The organism is Aureimonas sp. N4, assembly GCF_001463925.1.
GTDB lineage: Bacteria > Pseudomonadota > Alphaproteobacteria > Rhizobiales > Rhizobiaceae > Aureimonas > Aureimonas ureilytica_A.
Map to the genome: position 1 here is coordinate 54,875 of NZ_BBWS01000010.1, position 19,685 is coordinate 74,559.

The following is a 19,685-nucleotide window of genomic DNA, read 5'->3' on the forward strand; positions in this document are numbered from 1 at the left end:
TCAAGCCGATGGACCGATCCGCGAGGTCCCATGCTTCGTGGCCTCCCTTCCCGTTCACATCATTACGAGCCCTGTGATTCGAGGCTTGCTTTCGAACCGGAAGACCGCGTCCTCGACGGCCTGGCCCTCCGCCCATCCATTTGGCAGATGCCTCGTTTCACGCCACGCTTTGCCGCCGGAATAAGCGACGTGACTGCCCGAGCCTGACCCGAGCCCGCTCGACGCGACGGAATATCAGCCATGCCGCGTCACGAGGCTTGGCATTTGGACGGTTTAGGCCATTCTTGTGATGGTTGATAAATCGGGGGGTTGGGTTGAGCGCATTCGACGAAATGCTGGCGAGCGAAGCAGGCGTTCGCGATCCTTATCGCCGTTTCCATTCCTGGTTCGAGACGCAGGTTCCCCAGACTCTTTCGCGCAAGGCCACCGAGGCCGAAGGGTTCTTTCGCCGCACCGGCATCACCTTCAACGTGTATGGCGATGAGGAAGCCGCCGAGCGCCTGATCCCCTTCGATCTCGTTCCGCGCATCATTTCCGGCCGCGAATGGTCGAAGTTGGCGGAAGGCATCGAACAGCGCGTTCGCGGGCTCAACGCCTTTCTGGACGACATTTATCATGACCAGGAGATCGTGAAGGCCGGCATCGTTCCCGAGCGGCTGATCAAGGGCAACGAGGCCTTCATTCCGCAGATGGTCGGCTTCCGACCGCCGGGCGGCGTCTATACCCATATTATCGGCGTCGACATCGTGCGCACGGCCGAGAACCAGTTCTACGTGCTGGAAGACAATGCCCGTACGCCCTCCGGCGTCTCGTATATGATCGAGAACCGGGAAACGATGATGCAGATGTTTCCCGAGCTTTTCGCGCAGAATCGCGTGCGCCCGGTGGAAACCTATCCGCGCCATCTCCGCCGCTCGCTTCAGGCGGTCGCCCCGCCCGCCTGCAAGGGCACGCCGCGTGTTGCGGTGCTGACGCCGGGCATCCACAATTCGGCCTATTACGAGCATGCCTTCCTCGCCGACCAGATGGGCGTCGAACTGGTGGAAGGCACCGATCTGAAGCTGGTGGACGGCCGGATCGCCATGCGCACGACGCAAGGCTACGTGCCGATCGATGTCCTTTATCGCCGCGTGGACGACGCCTTCCTCGACCCGGACGTCTTCCGGCCCGAATCCGTGCTCGGCGTTCCCGGCATCATGGACGTCTATCGCAACGGCGGCATCACCATCGCCAATGCGCCGGGCACCGGCATTTCGGACGACAAGGCGATCTATTCCTACATGCCGGAGATCGTCGAGTTCTACACGGGCAAGCCGGCCATTCTCGAAAACGTCCCGACATGGCGCTGCGCCGAGGAACAGAGCCTCGCCTACGTGCTGGAGCACCTCGAAGACCTGGTGGTGAAGGAAGTGCACGGGTCGGGCGGCTACGGCATGCTGGTCGGCCCCGCGGCCTCGAAGGCCGAGCGGGAGGCCTTCGCCGCCAAGCTGCGCGCGCGCCCCGGAAACTACATCGCCCAGCCGACGCTGGCCCTGTCCACCGTTCCGATTCTGACCGAAAAAGGTCTCGCGCCGCGCCATGTGGACCTGCGCCCCTTCGTGCTCGTGTCCGATAGCGTGAAGATCATTCCGGGGGGGCTGACGCGCGTCGCGCTCAAAGAGGGCTCGCTCGTGGTGAATTCCAGCCAGGGCGGCGGCACCAAGGACACCTGGGTTCTGGAAGACTGATGTCCTCCCGGCTCGGCCGTTCGCGGCCGGGCCATTTCCCTTTTCGCTCGGTCATCGTACGCACGTAACCGTCTTCGGCTCGCGCCGCCCCAACAGGATCAGAATCGCGACACATGGCTCTTCTCGGACGCACCGCCAACGGACTCTTCTGGATGCAGCGCTATATCGAGCGTGCCGAGAACATGGCCCGTCTGCTCGATGCCGGCCTGCGCCTGTCGCTGACCAACCTTTCGGCCGAACCCGACGAATGGCAGTCCGTGCTCGTGTCGGCAGGCGTCGAGACAGGGTATCTGGCGAAATACCGGAGCTTCGAGCCGAACCAGATCGTCGATTACATGCTGCGCGACTTCGACAATCCGTCGAGCGTCATCTCCTCCATGGGCATCGCGCGCACCAACGGGCGCATGGTGCGCACGGCGCTGACGCGCGAGACATGGGAGGCGATCAACGAAAGCTGGCTGATCCTGCGCCAGCATCTCTCTCAGCCCGTGGACGATCTTCCGGCCGTTCTCGACCTTGTGAAGGCCCGCACGGCACTGATTCGCGGCTCGTTCCACGGGACGATGCTGCGCAATCCGATCTTCGACTTCTGCAATCTCGGCACCTTCGTGGAGCGCGCCGACAACACCGCCCGCATTCTCGACGTGAAATATTGGGTGCTCATGCCGACCCATTCGTCGGTCGGCTCCTCGCTCGACAATTACCAATGGGGCTCGATCCTGCGCTCGGTCTCGGCGCTGCGCTCCTATGCCTGGGAATATGACGCGGACTTGCGGGCGGTCGACATCATCGACTTCCTGCTTCTCAATCGGCGGATGCCGCGTTCGCTCGCCTATTCCTATCGCTGCATCAACGACAGCCTCGACTATCTCGCCCGTGCCTACGGGCAGGAGCGCGAATGCCATGCGACGGCTCGCGCCATCTCCACCCGGCTGGAGCAGCACAGCGTCACCGAAATCCTGGAGACCGGCCTGCATGAGTTCCTGGAAACGCTGATCGTGGACAACAACCGCTTGTCCAACGAGATCGCGCGCGACTTCAGCTTCTATTCCTGATCGTCACGGCAGATCCGCCCCGATAGTGGGACGCTTCTGTTGCGATGCCGCGCCGCGTGTGGTTGATGGCGTTAACCTCCTTCGGCATAAGCTGCCGCCGAACGGCTCCCGTGGGAGCGGAAAGCGTCAGGAGCGTTCGAAGTGACCTATTGCGTCGGTCTCCTTCTCAATCGTGGCATGGTCTTCATGTCGGACACCCGCACCAATGCCGGGATCGACAATATTTCCGTCGTCACGAAGCTGCGCACCTGGAACATGCCGGGTGATCGCTTTCTCTGCCTCATGTCGGCGGGCAATCTGGCGACGACGCAGTCCACCATCTCGCTTCTGGAAGAGCGCGGCCTGGCCTCGCATGATCGCAAGCCCAAACTCCTGACGCAGCCGACCATGTTCCAGACGGCAAAGCTCGTTGGCGAGACACTGCGCGAGGTGATCTCCTATACGAACGAAGGCAGCGACGGATCGAGCCGCTTCCTCGGCTCTTTCATTCTGGGCGGGCAGATCAAGGGCGGCCGCCCTCGCCTCTTCATGATCTATCCCGAAGGGAATTTCATCGAGGCAGGCCCCGACAACCCGTTCTTCCAGATCGGCGAGCACAAATATGGTCGCCCGATTCTGGTGCGGACCTACGAGCCCACCATGTCGCTGGAAGATGCGGTGAAGCTTCTGCTCGTGTCCTTCGATTCGACCATCAAGTCGAACCTTTCGGTGGGCCTGCCGATCGATCTTCAAGTTTATGAGACCGACAAGCTCGAAACTGGCTATCGCCAGCGCTTCGACGATCGCGATCCCTATTACCGGCAGATTTCGGAAGGCTGGGGCGATGCGCTGAAATCGGCCTTCGATCAACTGCCGGCGTTCAGTCCGGCAGGTGTCGAGCGCTGACCCGATTCGTCAGGAATCGCGGCTGAGGCCCTTGGCCGCGAGTTCGTCCAGATAGGCGTTCCACAGACGCCCGCCGTCGCGCGCGAGCTGGAGCAGATAGGTCCAGGTGTAGATGCCGGTATCATGCCGATCGTCGAAGGCGATTCGGATGGCGTAATGGCCGACCGGAAAGATATTGGCGATCCGCACCTCGCGCTTGCCGCCGACGGTGACGCGCTGGTCCGGCGAATGGCCCTGCACCTCGGCCGAAGGCGATAGAACGCGCAGCATCTCGGCCGTGATTTCGGCCGGCGGCGCACTTCCGAAGCGCAAAACCAGGGTCTTGCGATCAGGCAAAACGCGAATTTCTTCGGGGACAGGCGCGGCGCACATGGTCATTCTCCTCAGCGAGTGTGATGCTCCCGCTTGACCGCATTGGCAAGCCTTTCCACATTCGTCACACGACGCAAGGAAAGGATGGCGGTTCGACGCCGCCGAGCATGACCCTGATCACGCCTCTCGCCCCGCGCCCGGAGAAGCCCGCGCTGATCGACCCGTTCCAGCGGGCGATCACCTATCTCCGTGTTTCCGTGACCGATCGCTGCGACTTCCGCTGCACCTATTGCATGGCGGAGGATATGGAGTTCCTGCCCAAGCGCGATCTCCTGACGCTGGAGGAGCTGGACCGTCTGTCGTCGGCCTTTATCGAGCGGGGCGTGCGCCGGCTCCGGCTGACGGGCGGAGAGCCGCTGATGCGCAAGAACATTCTCTACCTCATCCGTTCCCTGTCTCGTCATCTGGAGAGCGGGAATCTGGACGAGCTGACGCTGACCACCAACGGCTCGCAGCTCCAACGTTTTGCCAGGGATCTCGCAGCCTGCGGCGTGAAACGCCTCAACGTGTCGCTGGACACGCTCGATCCCGACAAGTTCCGTCACATCACGCGGCGCGGCGATCTCGCCGGGGTTCTGGCCGGCATCGACGCGGCTTTGGCGGCGGGCATCCAGCTCAAGCTCAACGCCGTCGCGCTCAAGAATTTCAACGAAGGCGAACTGCCCTTCATGATGCGCTGGGCCCACGAGCGCGGCATGGACATGACGGTCATCGAGACCATGCCGCTCGGCGAGATCGACGAGGATCGCACCGATCGCTACCTGCCCCTGAACCAGGTTCGCCGTAGCCTTGAAGAGCGCTTCACGCTGCGCGACATTCCCTACAAGACGGGCGGCCCCGCACGCTATGTGGACGTGGCGGAAACGGGCGGGCGTCTGGGCTTCATCACGCCGATGACCCACAATTTCTGCGAAAGCTGCAACCGGGTTCGGGTGACCTGCACGGGCACGCTCTACATGTGCCTCGGGCAGGAGGACGCGGCCGATCTGCGCGGCGCGATGCGCGGTTCGGAGGGCGACGAAGCGCTGCATCGGGCGATCGACGAAGCCATTTCCCGCAAGCCCAAGGGTCACGATTTCGTCATCGATCGCGCCACCAAACGCCCCTCCGTGTCCCGCCATATGAGCGTGACGGGCGGCTGATCTCCGCAAATCGCTTCGCCGAATTGCGAAAGCCCGACGCGGGAACGCGCTATACTGGTGGATTTCTAGGGAGCCACGGTATTTGCCGCAACGCTCGGGCGGCTGAACTTGGAACGACCTGTTAACGGTTCGCGTTACCCCGGTCAGTTCAGCACCAGCGTTTGGAAGGCTCCGATGAAAACCTTTGTGAAGACCAGCTTGGCCCTTGGTGCCGTGGTGATGGTGACGGCCGGCTGCACCACCACGGAGCGCACCGTGGGCGGTGCCTTGATCGGCGGCGCGGGCGGCGCGGTGGTTGGCGATGCGATCGGCGGTTCGGGCGGCGCGGTGATCGGCGGCTTGGCCGGCGGCACGGCGGGCGCGCTGATCGGCCGCGAATCCGGTCGTCGGGCCAACAACGGATATTATCGAGGATACTGAGCCGAGACGAAGCTCTGACACTTATGCTTCAGGGGATTAACGCGCTCGTGGTCGATCCCCTGATGCTTTCGGCGTATCGCCGCTATAAGAAACGAGAGCGCGCTATCGGCTGCCGTCTTCCTTGTAGGCGTTGGATGCCGATGTCGCTGAAATCGCATAAGCCCCGCCGCTGACGGAGATCGGCAAAGCCACGAAGGCGGGTGAAAGTGTCGCGGCGGCGGCAAGCCCGCCCGCGATCGCAGAAGCCGGTCCAGGGACCTGCACCTCGGCCGGATTGGCGAGCGTCGCGGTTGCGCCGGCTTTGCTCCAGGTGGTGCGCCATTGCGTCAATTGCTGGCTTCGCACCGCATCATCTGAAAATGCCAATCGATCCATCATGATCTGGCGTCGTCCCGCGTTCCGCAGTCCCGAGATCGGGGCCAGCCCTCACATAGGCTGAAGCAACTGCTCGCTTCCAATCTAGAGCGATTGTCTTGCCGGTTTCTTCGCGAGACACTTCAAATTGTGGATAACCCTGTCGTAGCGTCAACGCCTTCGCCAAAGCGCCGACCCGGCCACGCATTGCGACGGCCGCTGGCGCTTGTCCGCGCTCACCTTAAGCCTTTAGAAGCAGGCATCGATATGGTGAAGGCGAATGCCTATGAACGCGTCAGGCTCCTCTCTCGCCAGCGAGAATGCGCGCGCGAGCCTCCTGATGACAGGCGCCATGGCCTGTTTCGCCCTCAACGACATGATGGTGAAAACGCTCTCCGCCTCCATGGAGGCACCTCAGATCATGGCCCTTCGCGGGGTCATCGTATCCTGCCTCCTGATCGCGCTCGGCTTGCAACAAGGCGTTCTCCGTCCACTGTCGCGCCTTCGTCATCGCGCCGTTCTGTTGCGCACCCTGGCCGACATCCTGACGACCATTTCCTACATCTCGGCGCTCAAGCATCTTTCGCTAGGCAATGCCTCGGCGATCTTCCAAGCCCTGCCCTTCACGATCACGATCGGGGCGGCGCTGTTCCTGGGAGAAAGCGTCGGCTGGCGACGCTGGGTCGCCATCGCCGTCGGGTTCGTGGGCGTTCTGGTGATCTTGCGGCCGGCGACGGACGGGTTCAACACCTACGCCGTCTGGGTTCTGATCTCCGTCGTCTTCGCCGCGATGCGCGATCTCGTGACGCGCCGGATGCCGACCTCCATTTCCTCTCTGCAGGTGGCGACGGTCACATCGATTGCTGTCGCCATCACCGGCTTTCTGATGCTGCCGGCGGTCGGCTGGTCGCCCGTATCGGGAGCGAGCTGGCTAATTCTTCTGTGTGGCGCGTTTGCCATCGGCGCAGGCTACATCATGATCGTCGCGTCGATGCGCGTCGGAGACATGAGCTTCGTCGCACCCTTCCGCTATTCGATCCTGATCTTCGCCATGGCTCTCGGAGCCTTGGTCTTCGAGGAGCGGCCGGACGGTTTCGAGATCCTGGGCTCGCTCATCGTGGTGGGTAGCGGTGCCTACACGATCCACCGCGAAGGGGTGGCCCGGCGCGCGGCGCGCGCGGGGAGCACGGGTCCATGAAGGTCTATGGCGCGCTTCTGGCGGGCGGCGCGGCCTCGCGCCTCGGCGGCGTCGTCAAACCGCTTCTCGATCTGGCGGGCCGCACCATGGCCGAGCGCGCGCTGATGCCACTGCGCGGTCACGTCGAGAGGATTCTCGTCTCGACGGATCGGCACGAATTGTTCGCGCCGTTCGGCTTCGAGACGGTGGAGGACGGACGGCCCGAGCGCCTCGGCCCGCTTGCTGGCCTCGCGGCGCTTTATCGCGCGATCCGACGCGAGGACGACGCGCCCTTCGCGCTTCTGACCGTGCCGGGCGACACGCCCTTTCTTCCCCGCGATCTAGCCCCACGTCTCCTCAACCATGCGCGGCCGGGCACCGTGCGTGTCGCCGCGTTCGGCCCGCATTGGCAACCGACCGTCGCGCTCTGGCCGGATACGGCCTTGGAAGACCTGCCGGCCTGGCTCGACAGCGATACGTCCAATGTTTCGATTCGCCACTGGATCGCGCGCCATCCGCACGAGGTGATCGAGTTTGCGCCGACACTCTCAGCCCCGGACGGCGATCCCTTCTTCAACGTCAACACATCAGAAGACTTGGAGACCGCACGTCGCCATCTGAGCGCGATCGAAAGATGAGGGTGATGGTACCGAAGACTTGCCAAGGCCGGAAGCTAAGCCTTATTGCTTGGATAATAGGCATGCTCTTTTGTCGGGCTGCCACAGACTTGCAAGAAGGTTGACCATGCGATCCATCAAAACGGCTCTGCTCGCCCTGTCCGCCCTGGCCCTCACCACGTCTCTGGCGGCGGCGCAGGAGAGCGACGCCAACAAGACCTGGACCGAGGTCCGCATCGGATCGGAAGGCGCTTATCCGCCGTTCAACGTCTTGGACGCTTCGGGCAAGCTCAGCGGCTTCGACATCGACATTGCCAATGCACTTTGCGAGCACATGAAGGTGAAATGCACTTTCGTGACGCAGGATTGGGACGGCATGATCCCCGCCCTTCAGAACGACCGGTTCGACGCGGTGATCGCGTCCATGTCGATCACGCCCGAGCGTGAGAAGCAGGTTCTCTTCACCAACAAGTATTACAACACGCCGGGCGCGGTAGCCGTCCCCAAGGACTCGACCATTCCCGACACGTCGGCTGCTTCGTTCAAGGGCAAGACGGTCGGCGCTCAAGGGTCGACAACGCATTCGCAAGCCGTGGAAAAGTTCCTCCCGGACGCGGACGTGCGCATCTACCCCACGGCCGAAGAATACAAGCTCGACATTGAGAATGGCCGCCTCGATGCCGTCAGCGACGATATCGTCGTTCTGTCGCAGTGGATCGACAGCCCTGAAGGCGCATGCTGCAAGATTCTCGGCTCGCTTCCGGCGGACGAAAGCATTTACGGCAAGGGCGCGGGCATTGCGCTTCGCAAGGGCGACACCAAGCTGAAGAAGATGTTCGACGATGCGATCACCGCGATCCGCGCCGACGGCACCTACAAGAAGATCCAAGACAAGTATTTCAAGTTCGACGTCTACGGGAAGTGATCGCAGCCTGATCTCGGGAAAGCCGGATCGCCCGGCTTTCCCCTTCCACCAACGCCAATGCCCGACCCGTCGCCGGTTCGAGAGGGTTTCCAGGCCGAGCTTGAACCTCGGGTGGGATACGCTTTCGCGGGGCTGCGAGAGGTGCTACCAGCAGCTTTCCATTTTGAAGGCCAGGGGAACGATGACATCAGTCCGCAAAGGCGCGTCTCGCCCTGACCGGTGCCCCTCGTGACGACCGATTATCTCTCTCTTCTGTCCTACGGTGCCGATGGCTGGGGCGACGAACTCCTGTCCGGCCTGTTCATCACCTTCTCGCTGGCTTTGGCGACCCTGCCGCTGGGCCTCCTGCTCGGCCTCGGTCTGGCGCTGGCCAAGCGCGGCGGCGACCCGGCGCTGGCGCTATCGGCCAATATCTATACGACCCTGTTTCGCGGGCTGCCCGAGCTTCTGACGCTCTTCCTCGTGTATTACGGCGGGCAGAATCTCTTGAATTCGGTGAGCACGACGCTCGGCTGGGGCAATATCGAGATCTCCAGCTTTCTGGCCGGCATGATCGCGCTCGGCTTCGTCTTTGCCGCTTATTCCAGCGAAGTGTTCCTATCGGCTTTCCAGGCGATTCCGAACGGCCAATGGGAAGGCGGGCGAGCGCTCGGGCTGCGCGAGCGGCGCATCTTCCGGCTGGTGATCTTTCCCCAGCTCCTGCGCATCAGCCTGCCCGGCCTGTCCAATGTCTGGCTGAATCTTCTGAAGGACACGGCGCTCGTTTCGGTCGTCGGTCTCTCTGATATTCTGCGTCAGACAGGCGTTGCAGCACGTGTGACGCGCGAGCCGTTCTTCTTCTTCGCGCTTGCCTGCGTTCTCTATCTCATCCTCACCTTCGTTTCCTCGCTCGCCCTCGGGCGGCTGGAGCGTTGGACCCGGCGTGGGGAGGCCGCGCGATGACGTCACGGATCACCCATTTCGCGAAGCGTTCGAGCTGGCTCGGCCTTGCCACGCTTCTTGTCTGGATCGTGGGCGGCATCGGCCTCGTCTGGTACCTTGTGGCCGTCTGGAACCCGGATCTCGTAGCGCGCTACGGCCCACTTTATCTTCAGGGTCTGCGCACGACGCTGATCCTCGTGTCGCTGTCCTATCTCTGCGGCATGGCGCTGTCCGTGCCGCTGGCCGCCGGCCGTCTGTCGCAGAACCGATTGGCGCGCGGCATCAGCTCGGCCTATGTCGGCTTCTTCCGTGGCACGCCTCTCATCGCGCAGCTCTTCCTGATCTATTACGGCTTCGGCAGCTTCCGGCCCGCCTTCGAAGCGGTCGGCCTCTGGTGGTTCTTCCGGGAGGCCTGGTACTGCGCGGTCTTCGCGCTGGCGCTCAACACGGCGGCCTATCAGACCGAAATCCTGCGCGGTGCGCTGCTCAGCATTCCCAAGGGCCAATGGGAAGGCGCGCGCTCCCTCGCCCTGCCGCGCCACGTGACCTTCCGCAAGATCATCGTGCCGCAGGCGCTCATGGTAGCGCTGCGACCCTATGCGAACGAGTTGATCCTGATGGTGAAGGCCTCGGCCATCGTCGCCATCATCACCGTGTTCGATCTCTTCGGGGAAACGCGCCGCGCTTTCTCGCGCAGCTTCGACTTCCAAACTTATGTCTGGGCGGCGCTGTTCTATCTCGTCATCGTCGAGATCGTGCGCAATCTCACCGCGCTCGCCGAGAAGCGCCTGACGCGGCATCTCGTACGATAGCGCATCTTACGGCCGATCACGGCAGCATCCCATACAGCCAAAAGGACAGAGCATGGCGAAGACCGCTTTCATCGGACTGGGCGTGATGGGCTATCCCATGGCAGGCCACCTCAAGGCCAAGGGCGGGCATGAGGTCACGGTCTTCAACCGCACGCGGGAAAAGGCCGAGCGCTGGGCCGGCGAGCATGGCGGCGCGTTCCGTGAGACGCCGCGCGAGGCGGCCGAGGGCGCCGATTTCGTCTTCGTCTGCGTCGGCAATGACGACGACGTGCGCTCCGTCACGCTGGGCGAGACCGGAACACTCGCCGGCATGAAGCCGGGCGCGGTGCTGGTGGATCACACGACCGCCTCGGCGGAACTGGCACGCGAGCTCGACCAAGCCGCGCGCGAGGGAGGCCGGCGCTTTCTCGACGCGCCCGTTTCCGGCGGACAGGCCGGCGCTGAGAACGGCGTTCTGACTGTGATGGTCGGCGGTGAGAGCGAGACGTTCGAGGCCGCGCGCCCGGTGATCGATTCCTATGCCCGCATGGTCGGGCTCATGGGCCCGGCGGGCGCAGGGCAGCTTGCCAAGATGATGAACCAGATCTGCATCGCCGGTCTGGTGCAGGGCCTGTCGGAGGCCATCCATTTTGGCCAGAACGCCGGGCTCGACATCGGGAAGGTGATCGACGTCATCTCCAAGGGCGCGGCGGGCTCGTGGCAGATGGAAAACCGGCACAAGACCATGATCGAGGGGCGCTACGATTTCGGCTTCGCGGTGGAATGGATGCGCAAGGATCTCGGCATCTGCCTCACGGAAGCGCGCCGCAACGGCGCGTCCCTCCCTGTCACGGCGCTGGTCGATCAGTTCTATGGCGAGGTGGAGAAGCTCGGCGGCCAGCGCTGGGACACGTCCTCGCTTTTGGCCCGGCTGACGCGCTGAGGGCTCGGCACGCTGAGAGCTTGGGCCGTGCGGAGGGAGATCAACTCTCCCGCTGTTCCTTTTCAAGGATCATGTAATCGAGCGGCAGCTCGGTCGTGGTCTTGATCCGCTCCATGGCGAAGGCCGACGACACGTCGCGAATGTCGATCTTCGAGATCAAGCGTTTGTAGAAGCCGTCATAGGCGGCGATATCGGGCACGACGACGCGCAGGAGATAATCCACGTCGCCACTCATGCGATAGAAATCAACGACTTCCGAAAACTCGTTGACCACTTCCGAGAAGCGCTTCAGCCACTCGGCCGAATGCGAATGGGTGCGGATCGAGACGAAGACGGTGACACGCGTGTTCACCTTCTCGGGATCGAGAATGGCGACGCGGCGCTTGATGACGCCCTCTTCCTCCAGCTTCTGAATGCGCCGCCAGCAGGGCGTCGTGGACAGGCCGACCCGCTTGGCGACATCCGCCACCGCCAGCGTCGCATCCTCCTGAAGCAATCTCAGGATTTTCTTGTCCAAACGATCCATGGGTCGGCCTCACTCTCGTACAAAGACGTTTTGTACAACAGGACGCACGGCCTCGTCAGACCAGCGCAGCGATCCGGCGGCGCAGTTCGGGCAAAAAGATTTCCTCGAACCAGGGATTGCGCAAAATCCATCCGCTATTGCGCCAGGAGGGATGGGGCAGCGGCAGAATCACCGGGCCATCCCCAACCTCGTCCTTCCGATCCAGCCACGCATGAACGGTCTGCGTCATGCTTTGACCCGAGATGCTCACACCCGAGCGCGGCAGGTGCCAGGTTTGCGCGGCGCGGCCCACCGCCAGAATTAGTTCCAGCTGCGGCATGGCGGCGAAGACGGATGGATGCCACTGCCGACACTCCGCCCTCGGCGGTCGGTCTCCCCCCTTCGGGTCCGTGCCGGGAAAGCAGAAGCCCATCGGCACGATGGCGACCCGGCTGGCATCGTAGAACACGTCTTCGCCCACTCCCATCCACGCGCGCAGCCTGACGCCGGACGGGTCGGTGAAGGGCCGGCTGGAGCGGTCGGCGAGATTGCCCGGCGCCTGCCCCGCGATGCAGATTCGCGCGGTGTCGGATAGAACGAAGACCGGGTTGGGCTCGCGCTCCAGCGGTGGCCCGCTAGGCTGATCCCGGCAGATCCGGCACGCGCGAATGTCCCGCCGGAGCGCATCGACGCTTGGCCTCGTTCTGCCGTTATCCATGTCTTTCAAAGGCCTGCCTGCTGTTCGACCCGTCTCGTCCGGGCTTTCGAGGACGCCGCTCGTGCCGCATCTCGAGTGGCAATCGGGGGAAAAGACGACTTCTTAATCCAATTTTTTAAGCTTTTCGCAAGAGCATGAGACTCCCGCGCTCCGGTCGCTCGAAACCTCGCTGTGTCTCTCGGTTCATGTCTCTTGCGCCTCCCCATTCCCTGAACGAGACGCTGCCGCATCGCCGGCCGGCGACGCGTCGCGGCGATGTGACGGAAACCGTGCGTTCGGCGCGAGACCGGCTTCTGTCGCCCGCCGGCCTGCCGCCGCGCATCGAGCTGGCGCTTCTGCGTCAGCATGTCGGACAGCTTCTGGTCGGGGTGCCGATCATCTCGGGCCTCGTCGCCGTTCTGGCCATTGCGGTCGGCCTTCGGGAAGCGAGCTTCGCCTGGATCTGGATCGTCTCCCACGTGGTGGCCAGCGGTTTTCTGCTGGGTGTCGTCCTGCGCTTCGAAGCCTCGACGCGGCCGATCTTCCAGGCGCAGTCCTGGAAGCGTCTGTTTCTCGCAGGCCACTTCCTGTCCGGCTTGCCGTGGGCGCTTCTGTGGCTCTGGCCACTCTGCCGCAGCTGCGGCCCGATCGACACCAATGCCCTCCTGTTCGCCACGAGTCTGGGTGCGATCGCGACGGTCGCGATGATCGGCGCAGCGCTCGGCGGCGTCGTGATCGCCACCTTCCTGCCGCTGGCCGGCGCGCTGGCCTTCCGCGCGACCACCAGCCAGGACGCCAGCGAACAGGCCCTCTACGGCCTTCTGATTTGCGCCATCCCCTTTTTCACGCTCGTGGCGGATCGCCTGCGCCGGGGCTCGGTGGAGCGGCTTCGGCACCGGGCCGAGCGCGACCAGCTCGTGTCCGAAATCGAGACGGCCCGCATCCAGTCGGACGAGGCGCGCCAGCGCGCCGAGGAAGCCAATCTCGCCAAGTCGCAGTTTCTGGCCACGATGAGCCATGAACTGCGCACGCCGCTCAACGCGATTCTCGGCTTCTCCGAGGTGATCAGCAACGAAATTCTTGGGCCGGTCGGCAACGAGACCTATCGGGACTATGTCAACGACATCCATCAATCGGGGCAGCATCTCCTCGACCTCATCAACGAAATTCTCGACCTCTCGCGCGTGGAGGCCGGCCGGTACACGCTGAACGAGGAGCCGCTGCTTTTGGCCAACAAGGCGCGCGAGGGCATCGGCTATGTCCAGCTCAAGGCGGACACAAAGCGCATTTCCATCGTCTCGGAGTTCGAGCCGAACCTGCCCCAACTCTGGGGCGATCCGCGCTCGCTGCGGCAGGTCGTGCTCAATCTCCTGTCCAACGCCGTGAAGTTCACGCCCGAAGGCGGACGGATCGTCTGCCGCGTCGGCTGGACGGCGGGCGGCGGGCAATATGTCTCGGTGAGCGACAACGGGCCGGGCATCCCGGCCGAAGAACTGCCGACCGTCCTCTCCTCCTTCGGCCAAGGATCGAGCGCCATCAAGAGCGCGGAACAGGGCACCGGCCTCGGGCTTCCCATCGTGCAGGCGCTGATGACGCTCCACAATGGCCGCTTCGAGCTCCATTCGGAACTCGGGCGTGGCACGGAGGCCATCGCGATCTTCCCGCATTCGCGCGTTCTCGAAGTGATGCCCGCCATGCAGGACTTCGTCTGACGAAACCGTCACTTGCACGCCTGAAACCCCGCTCCCATCTTGGCTCCCATGTCCGCTGCGTCCGCTTCCGTGTCCTCCCCTTGCGTCCAAATCTGCGTGCTCGACGCCGCCAGCGGGTGGTGCGTCGGCTGCGGGCGCACGATCGAGGAGATCATCGCCTGGGGCAGCCTCAGCGAAGAATGCCGCTTGGAGATCATGGGCGGCCTGCCGAGCCGGCTGGACAGCATGGAACCCCAGGCGGGAGCCGCTTGAGATGCGCGCCCGCTCTCCTCGCCTCGCCATCCTGAGCGCCCTTCTTCTCCTCGCGCTCGATGGACAGGCCCTCGCCTTCGATGGCGAGCAGACGGCCTCAGTGCTTTATCTCGGCGTTTGGGCCGTGCTTCTGGCCAGCAGCGTCTTCGTCCTGTTCCGCTATCGCCTTGGCGAGGCGCTGCGCGCTATCGTCATTTGGGCCTTAGCCTTCCTGGTGCTGATCGGGGCCTATGCCTACCGGGACGAGTTCGGCGCGGTGCGCGACCGTATCATGGCCGAACTCTGGCCGGGCTACGCCGTCACATCAGGCGCGGCGGGCGAGGTCATGGCGGTGCGGGCCGACGACCGGCATTTCCATGTCGATGCCACGGTGAACGGTCGCCCGGTCTCGTTCCTCGTGGATACCGGCGCCAGCGTCATCGCGATCGACCGCGACGTGGCCCGCAGCATCGGCATCGACCCGGATCGCCTCAGCTATTCGAGCCGCATCCGCACCGCCAACGGCGTGGCGCAGGCCGCCGACGTGACGCTGGACACTGTGCGCATCGGCGGCATCGAACGGCGCAATGTGCGCGCCGTCGTCACGGAAGGCTCCGGCATCGGCACGAGCCTTCTCGGCATGAGCTTCCTCGGCACACTCGGCTCGTTCGAGTTCCGGGGCGATCGGCTGATCATGCGGGATTGAAAGACTATTTCGCGAGACTGCCGAGGAAGAGATAGGCGACGATCGACAGATTGCCGACGAAGCCGATTGCGACCACGGCCCAGATGGCCAGCCAGACCGGCGAGCGCTTCGGCGGTTTGCCAGTGGTCTCGGATTGCGGATTGTGTGTCAGGGCTCGGCCCTCCTCACGTTCGGATTGCGGGAAGGAAGCCTCACGCTGCCGTCTCCCTCGGCGTACCGGTGAGGCTTACATACGAAAAGGCTTCCAGAAGAAGATCGGGCGTCGCATCCGGGCGGACGGCGCGCTCCGACAGGATTTGCCGCCAGCGGCGTGCACCGGGCTGGCCCTGAAACAGGCCCACCATATGACGCGTCACCTGCGACAGGCGCCCGCCTCGCGCCATATGCGCGCCGGCATAATCGGCCATGCGCTGGAGCAGCGCTGGATAATCGACCTCGGCCGGTAGGCGGCCGTAAATCAGTGGCCCCACTTCGGCGAGGTCGGACGGATTGCCATAGGCACCGCGCCCCATCATGACGCCATCAAGGCCCTTCAGATGCTCGGCCGCCATGCGAACGCTGGTCAACCCGCCATTCAGCCCGATGAACATATCCGGCAGCCGCGCCTTCAGCCTGACAACGCGGCTATAGTCGAGCGGAGGAATGTCGCGGTTTTCCTTGGGGCTGAGCCCCTGAAGCCAGGCCTTGCGCGCGTGGACCCAGATCGCCGACACGCCCGCTTCGACCGCCGCATCGGCCAGAGCGTCGAGCGCGGCCTCGGGGTCCTGATCGTCGACGCCGATCCGGCATTTGACCGTGACGGGAATGGAGACGGCCTGACGCATGGCCGACAGGCATTCGCCGACGAGCGCGGGCTGAAGCATGAGGCAAGCGCCGAACGCGCCGGACTGAACCCGGTCGGACGGGCAGCCGACATTCAGATTGATCTCGTCATAGCCGAAGCCTTCCGCGATGCGCGCGACCTCGGCAAGCTTGGCCGGATCGGAGCCGCCGAGCTGCAGCGCCAGCGGATGCTCTTCGGAGTCGAAGCCAAGCAGGCGCTCTCGGTTCCCATGCAGAACCGCGTCCGCCACGATCATCTCGGTATAAAGAAGCGCATCGGGCGCGAGCAGCCGATGAAAGAAGCGACACCGACGGTCCGTCCAATCGATCATCGGCGCGACGGCAAAGAGCGGGCCGGAGGCGTAATGCGAAGGACTGGCGGATGCGGGCATGGCGGCGTTCGGCTCTTGGGTTCGTCGGCGGCCATCCGGCAGAAACGGGCCTTCCGTCTCTCCCTATTGTCGGGATCGCAGCACGGCTCTGTCTTTTGGCGTCTTTTCTATATGCGCAACAAGACACGCTTGCGCTACCCGCACGTCGCATTCCACACTGGGGCGATCGTCGCAGGAACGATGAACGGTCCGTGCGCGGAGCGAACGGGGTGCCCGCGCTTTGCAAAATCCTCCCGATTGCCTATAGGGTCGCGACTCGATCAGCTAGAGACCGTGCTTCACAACGGTCTCTCAGCCCCTCTCGAAGGAAACCGTTTTGACTTCAACGTTTGACCGGGTTGCCGACATCATCGCCGAAACCAGCGAGATCGATCGGGACAGCATCACCCCGGAAAGCCACACGATCGACGATCTGGGCATCGACTCGCTCGACTTCCTCGACATCGTTTTCGCGATCGACAAGGAATTCGGCATCAAGATCCCGCTCGAAAAGTGGACGCAGCGCGTCAACGAGGGCGAGGCCAACACGGAGGAATACTTCGTCATGAAGAACCTCTGCGCCAAGATCGACGAGCTGCGCGCCGCCAAGGGCGCCTGAAACTCCGATACGAGGCGGGGCGCCCTTGACCGGCGCATCCGCCCCGAAGACAGGACAAGACGACGGGCGCGGCCCTTCCGCGCTTCAGGTCCGGCGGCGATCTGCCCCGGCTCGCGCTGAAAGACGACCCATGACACAAGCCGCCCGCGACGTACTGATCACCGGACTGGGACTGGTTTCCTCCCTCGGAGAAGGCGTCGAAGCTCATGTGTCCCGCCTGTCCGCGCCGGGTCCGCTTCAGCCGACTATCGAGGCCGAGCGCTTCGCGCCCTCCTTCGTGCATCCGCTGCCACAGATCGACTGGAGCCGCCAGATCCCCAAGAAGGGCGACCAGCGGCAGATGGAGACCTGGCAGAAGATCGGCGTCTATGCCGCCGGTCTGGCGCTCGAAGACGCCGCCATTCCCGCTGACGAGGCGACCCGCGCCGGGATCGACATGATCGTGTCGGCTGGCGGCGGCGAGCGCGACCCGGATGTGGATGCGCTGGTCATGTCGCGCGCGCGCGGGCTCGATGATCCGCAGCCGCTCCTGAACGAGCTTCTGTCGAGCGAGCTTCGCCCGACGCTCTTCCTGGCGCAGCTGTCCAATCTCCTGGCCGGCAACATCTCCATCGTCCACAAGGTGACGGGCTCCTCGCGCACCTTCATGGGCGAGGAAAGCGCCGGCATGTCGGCGGTTCAGATCGCGAGCGCGCGTATTCGCTCGGGCCAGAGCCGCGTCTGCCTCGTGGGTGGTGCCTTTTCTGCCGAGCGTCTGGACCTTCTCACCAATTACGAGCTGGGCGGTTTCCTCCTGCGCGATCACTGGTTGCCGGTGTCCGGCCGCTCGGGCGAGACGGCAGGTCTCGCGCCCGGCAGCATGGGCGCGTTCCTGGTGCTGGAAGACGCAGAACACGCGGCCGAGCGCCACGCGACAGCCTATGCCAAGCTGCGCTTCGTGGCGGGCGATCGTGGGTCGCGCGAGGATGGGGCCTTCCGCAAGCGCCTGTCGCGGCTTCTGGATGAGGCCGGCGCGCGCGACGAGGAGCTTCTGGTTCTGTCCGGCGCGACGGGCCTCGACGGTGTAACGCAATCCGAAGCCGAGCTTCTGCGCCAGACCTATCCACTGGCTGCGCATCGCGCCTATGGCACGGCAATCGGCCATGGATTTGAAGCGCACTTCCCGGCCGGCGTGGCGCTGGCCGCGGCGCTTCTGGCAGGCCGCAAGATTCCGGCCGAAGCCGGCGGGGGCGAGGAACGTCCGGCCGATTTCGAGCCCAAGCGCGCGCTGGTGACCGGCGTCGGCCATGTGCGCGGCGAAGGCGTCTGCCTGATGGAAGCGGTCTGAGGCGGGTCTGCCGCCTTTTCTCGAACGATCGGCGCGCATGAGCCGCGCATGAGACGGAAGACGATCATGGCTTCAAGCGATCTGGATTTTCTTGGCCGCCCGGTGGTCGCCGTCACCGGCATCGGCGTCGTGTCCTCGCTCGGCCGGGGCGTTGCCGACAATTGGTCGGCGCTGGTCTCCGGCCGCTCGGGCATCCACACGATCACGCGCTTTGCGACCGACAATCTGCGCACCACGATCGCGGGCACGGTGGATTTCATGGGCGTCGAGCCTTGGAGCGGGATCGACCTGTCCTATGCGCTGGCGGAAGCGGCCGGCACCGAAGCCATCGCCATGGCCGGGCTCGACCCCGCCGGTTTCGATGCGCCGCTCTTTCTGGCCGCGCCTCCGATCGAACTCGAATGGTCGCAGCGTCTGGCGCTCGACAAGCTGACGGGCGAGGCGCGCGAGGAGGCCGGTTATCTCCGGCTGATCGAGCTGGCGCGCACGCATCGCTCGCGCAGCATCTACGACCTGACGCTGTTCGGCGGCATTTCGGAGCGGCTGGCCGACAAGCTGGGAACGCGTGGTCTGCCGGTCACGCTCTCGACCGCCTGTGCGTCGGGCGCGAGCGCCATCCAGCTCGGCGTCGAGGCCATCCGTCGGGGCGACGCGGATCGCTGCATCGCCATCGGCACGGACGGGTCGGTCGGCGCGGAGGCCTTGATCCGCTTCTCGCTTCTTTCGGCGCTTTCCACGCAGAACGATCGCCCCGAGAAGGCCTCCAAGCCTTTCTCGAAGGACCGCGACGGCTTCGTCATGGCCGAGGGTGCGGGCGCGCTTGTCTTGGAATCCTTGAGCGCCGCGAAGGCGCGCGGAGCGACGGTACTCGGCGTCCTGCTCGGCGTCGGCGAAAAGGCGGATGATTTCCACCGCACCCGCTCCAAGCCCGATGGATCGCCCATCATCGCGACCATTCGCGCGGGGCTGGACGATGCGGGCCTTCAGCCCGGCGATATCGGCTATATCAACGCGCACGGTACCTCGACGCCCGAAAACGACCGGATGGAATATACCGGCCTGTCGGCCGTGTTCGGCGACGCGATCGGGAGGACGCCGATCTCCTCCAACAAGTCGATGATCGGACACACGCTCACGGCGGCCGGCGCGATCGAGGCGGTGTTCTCGGTGCTTGCCATGCGCGAGGGCACGCTGCCGCCCACCATCAACTACGACCAGCCCGACCCGGCCATTCCGCTGGACATGATCCCGAACGTCGCACGCGCGGCCGATGTGTCGGCAGTTCTTTCCAATTCCTTCGGCTTCGGCGGTCAGAACGTCTCGCTCGTCATCGGGCGCGAGCCGCGCGGCTAACCAGAAAAGTCAT

General features: G+C 64.2%; 22 protein-coding genes. 17 read left to right on the forward strand and 5 right to left on the reverse strand.

The window, feature by feature from the left end; translation table 11 throughout:
- Positions 1 to 314 precede the first annotated feature (314 nt).
- From AUL28_RS03665 to AUL28_RS03675, 3 genes are all read left to right on the forward strand, one after another.
- Positions 315 to 1,727, forward strand: a complete 1,413-nt coding sequence (locus AUL28_RS03665) for a circularly permuted type 2 ATP-grasp protein (protein WP_156418210.1) — start codon at positions 315 to 317, stop codon at positions 1,725 to 1,727.
- 113 nt (positions 1,728 to 1,840) lie between these two features.
- Positions 1,841 to 2,782, forward strand: a complete 942-nt coding sequence (locus AUL28_RS03670; protein WP_058598981.1) for an alpha-E domain-containing protein — start codon at positions 1,841 to 1,843, stop codon at positions 2,780 to 2,782.
- A gap of 141 nt (positions 2,783 to 2,923) precedes the next feature.
- On the forward strand, positions 2,924 to 3,667 hold the full coding sequence (locus tag AUL28_RS03675) for a peptidase (protein WP_058598982.1): 744 nt from the start codon (positions 2,924 to 2,926) through the stop codon (positions 3,665 to 3,667).
- Between the two features lie 9 nt (positions 3,668 to 3,676).
- Here AUL28_RS03675 and AUL28_RS03680 read toward each other — a convergent pair whose 3' ends face one another.
- Complete coding sequence (locus AUL28_RS03680; protein ID WP_058598983.1) at positions 3,677 to 4,039, reverse strand: gamma-butyrobetaine hydroxylase-like domain-containing protein; 363 nt, start codon at positions 4,037 to 4,039, stop codon at positions 3,677 to 3,679.
- A 107-nt stretch (positions 4,040 to 4,146) separates the two neighbouring features.
- On the opposite strand from AUL28_RS03680, the gene moaA reads away from it, so the two are divergent.
- Both moaA and AUL28_RS03690 read left to right on the forward strand, forming a co-directional pair.
- A complete protein-coding gene (gene moaA, locus AUL28_RS03685; RefSeq protein ID WP_062230747.1) occupies positions 4,147 to 5,181 on the forward strand; it encodes a GTP 3',8-cyclase MoaA in 1,035 nt (344 codons plus the stop codon).
- A gap of 174 nt (positions 5,182 to 5,355) precedes the next feature.
- A complete protein-coding gene (locus AUL28_RS03690) occupies positions 5,356 to 5,601 on the forward strand; it encodes a YMGG-like glycine zipper-containing protein (protein WP_058598985.1) in 246 nt (81 codons plus the stop codon).
- A gap of 102 nt (positions 5,602 to 5,703) precedes the next feature.
- Here AUL28_RS03690 and AUL28_RS03695 read toward each other — a convergent pair whose 3' ends face one another.
- Positions 5,704 to 5,979, reverse strand: a complete 276-nt coding sequence (locus AUL28_RS03695; RefSeq protein WP_156419878.1) for a hypothetical protein — start codon at positions 5,977 to 5,979, stop codon at positions 5,704 to 5,706.
- 262 nt (positions 5,980 to 6,241) lie between these two features.
- Here AUL28_RS03695 and AUL28_RS03700 point away from each other — a divergent pair, with 262 nt between their 5' ends.
- From AUL28_RS03700 to AUL28_RS03725, 6 genes are all read left to right on the forward strand, one after another.
- Positions 6,242 to 7,153, forward strand: a complete 912-nt coding sequence (locus tag AUL28_RS03700) for a DMT family transporter (protein ID WP_062230700.1) — start codon at positions 6,242 to 6,244, stop codon at positions 7,151 to 7,153.
- Positions 7,150 to 7,770, forward strand: a complete 621-nt coding sequence (mobA, locus tag AUL28_RS03705) for a molybdenum cofactor guanylyltransferase (protein ID WP_062230701.1) — start codon at positions 7,150 to 7,152, stop codon at positions 7,768 to 7,770. The genes AUL28_RS03700 and mobA overlap by 4 nt, the downstream gene beginning before the upstream one ends.
- A gap of 106 nt (positions 7,771 to 7,876) precedes the next feature.
- Positions 7,877 to 8,674 (forward strand): ABC transporter substrate-binding protein, encoded by a 798-nt coding sequence (locus tag AUL28_RS03710; RefSeq protein ID WP_062230702.1) that lies wholly within the window; start codon positions 7,877 to 7,879, stop codon positions 8,672 to 8,674.
- A gap of 219 nt (positions 8,675 to 8,893) precedes the next feature.
- Positions 8,894 to 9,616, forward strand: coding sequence for an ABC transporter permease (locus tag AUL28_RS03715; RefSeq protein WP_058598990.1), 723 nt, complete (start codon positions 8,894 to 8,896; stop codon positions 9,614 to 9,616).
- On the forward strand, positions 9,613 to 10,407 hold the full coding sequence (locus AUL28_RS03720) for an ABC transporter permease (RefSeq protein WP_062230703.1): 795 nt from the start codon (positions 9,613 to 9,615) through the stop codon (positions 10,405 to 10,407). Before AUL28_RS03715 ends, AUL28_RS03720 begins: the two co-directional genes overlap by 4 nt.
- A 52-nt stretch (positions 10,408 to 10,459) precedes the next feature.
- Positions 10,460 to 11,329 (forward strand): NAD(P)-dependent oxidoreductase, encoded by an 870-nt coding sequence (locus tag AUL28_RS03725; protein ID WP_062230704.1) that lies wholly within the window; start codon positions 10,460 to 10,462, stop codon positions 11,327 to 11,329.
- Between the two features lie 40 nt (positions 11,330 to 11,369).
- Here the strand turns inward: AUL28_RS03725 and AUL28_RS03730 are convergent, their stop codons facing one another.
- Positions 11,370 to 11,855, reverse strand: a complete 486-nt coding sequence (locus tag AUL28_RS03730) for an Lrp/AsnC family transcriptional regulator (RefSeq protein WP_062230705.1) — start codon at positions 11,853 to 11,855, stop codon at positions 11,370 to 11,372.
- 55 nt (positions 11,856 to 11,910) lie between these two features.
- The gene (locus tag AUL28_RS03735; protein ID WP_062230706.1) at positions 11,911 to 12,552 is read right to left on the reverse strand and encodes a uracil-DNA glycosylase family protein; all 642 of its coding nucleotides are present in this window, start codon (positions 12,550 to 12,552) and stop codon (positions 11,911 to 11,913) included.
- A 185-nt stretch (positions 12,553 to 12,737) separates the two neighbouring features.
- Here AUL28_RS03735 and AUL28_RS03740 point away from each other — a divergent pair, with 185 nt between their 5' ends.
- The 3 genes from AUL28_RS03740 to AUL28_RS03750 are packed head-to-tail and all read left to right on the forward strand — an operon-like array spanning position 12,738 to position 15,180.
- Positions 12,738 to 14,243, forward strand: a complete 1,506-nt coding sequence (locus AUL28_RS03740; protein WP_062230707.1) for a sensor histidine kinase — start codon at positions 12,738 to 12,740, stop codon at positions 14,241 to 14,243.
- 48 nt (positions 14,244 to 14,291) lie between these two features.
- Entirely contained in the window at positions 14,292 to 14,495 is a 204-nt protein-coding gene (locus AUL28_RS21980) for a DUF1289 domain-containing protein (RefSeq protein ID WP_082640231.1), read from the forward strand.
- Position 14,496: 1 nt separating this feature from the next.
- Positions 14,497 to 15,180, forward strand: a complete 684-nt coding sequence (locus AUL28_RS03750) for a retropepsin-like aspartic protease family protein (protein ID WP_062230709.1) — start codon at positions 14,497 to 14,499, stop codon at positions 15,178 to 15,180.
- Positions 15,181 to 15,371: 191 nt separating this feature from the next.
- Here AUL28_RS03750 and dusA read toward each other — a convergent pair whose 3' ends face one another.
- Positions 15,372 to 16,394 carry a tRNA dihydrouridine(20/20a) synthase DusA gene (dusA, locus tag AUL28_RS03755; RefSeq protein ID WP_062230710.1) on the reverse strand — a complete coding sequence of 341 codons (1,023 nt, stop codon included), beginning with the start codon at positions 16,392 to 16,394 and terminating at the stop codon, positions 15,372 to 15,374.
- A 316-nt stretch (positions 16,395 to 16,710) separates the two neighbouring features.
- On the opposite strand from dusA, the gene AUL28_RS03760 reads away from it, so the two are divergent.
- The 3 genes from AUL28_RS03760 to AUL28_RS03770 all read left to right on the forward strand — a co-directional run bounded on the left by AUL28_RS03760 (position 16,711) and on the right by AUL28_RS03770 (position 19,672).
- Positions 16,711 to 16,992 (forward strand): acyl carrier protein, encoded by a 282-nt coding sequence (locus AUL28_RS03760; RefSeq protein ID WP_019996367.1) that lies wholly within the window; start codon positions 16,711 to 16,713, stop codon positions 16,990 to 16,992.
- A gap of 130 nt (positions 16,993 to 17,122) precedes the next feature.
- Complete coding sequence (locus AUL28_RS03765) at positions 17,123 to 18,319, forward strand: beta-ketoacyl-ACP synthase (protein ID WP_062230711.1); 1,197 nt, start codon at positions 17,123 to 17,125, stop codon at positions 18,317 to 18,319.
- A gap of 66 nt (positions 18,320 to 18,385) precedes the next feature.
- Positions 18,386 to 19,672, forward strand: a complete 1,287-nt coding sequence (locus AUL28_RS03770) for a beta-ketoacyl-ACP synthase (RefSeq protein WP_062230712.1) — start codon at positions 18,386 to 18,388, stop codon at positions 19,670 to 19,672.
- Positions 19,673 to 19,685 lie beyond the last annotated feature (13 nt).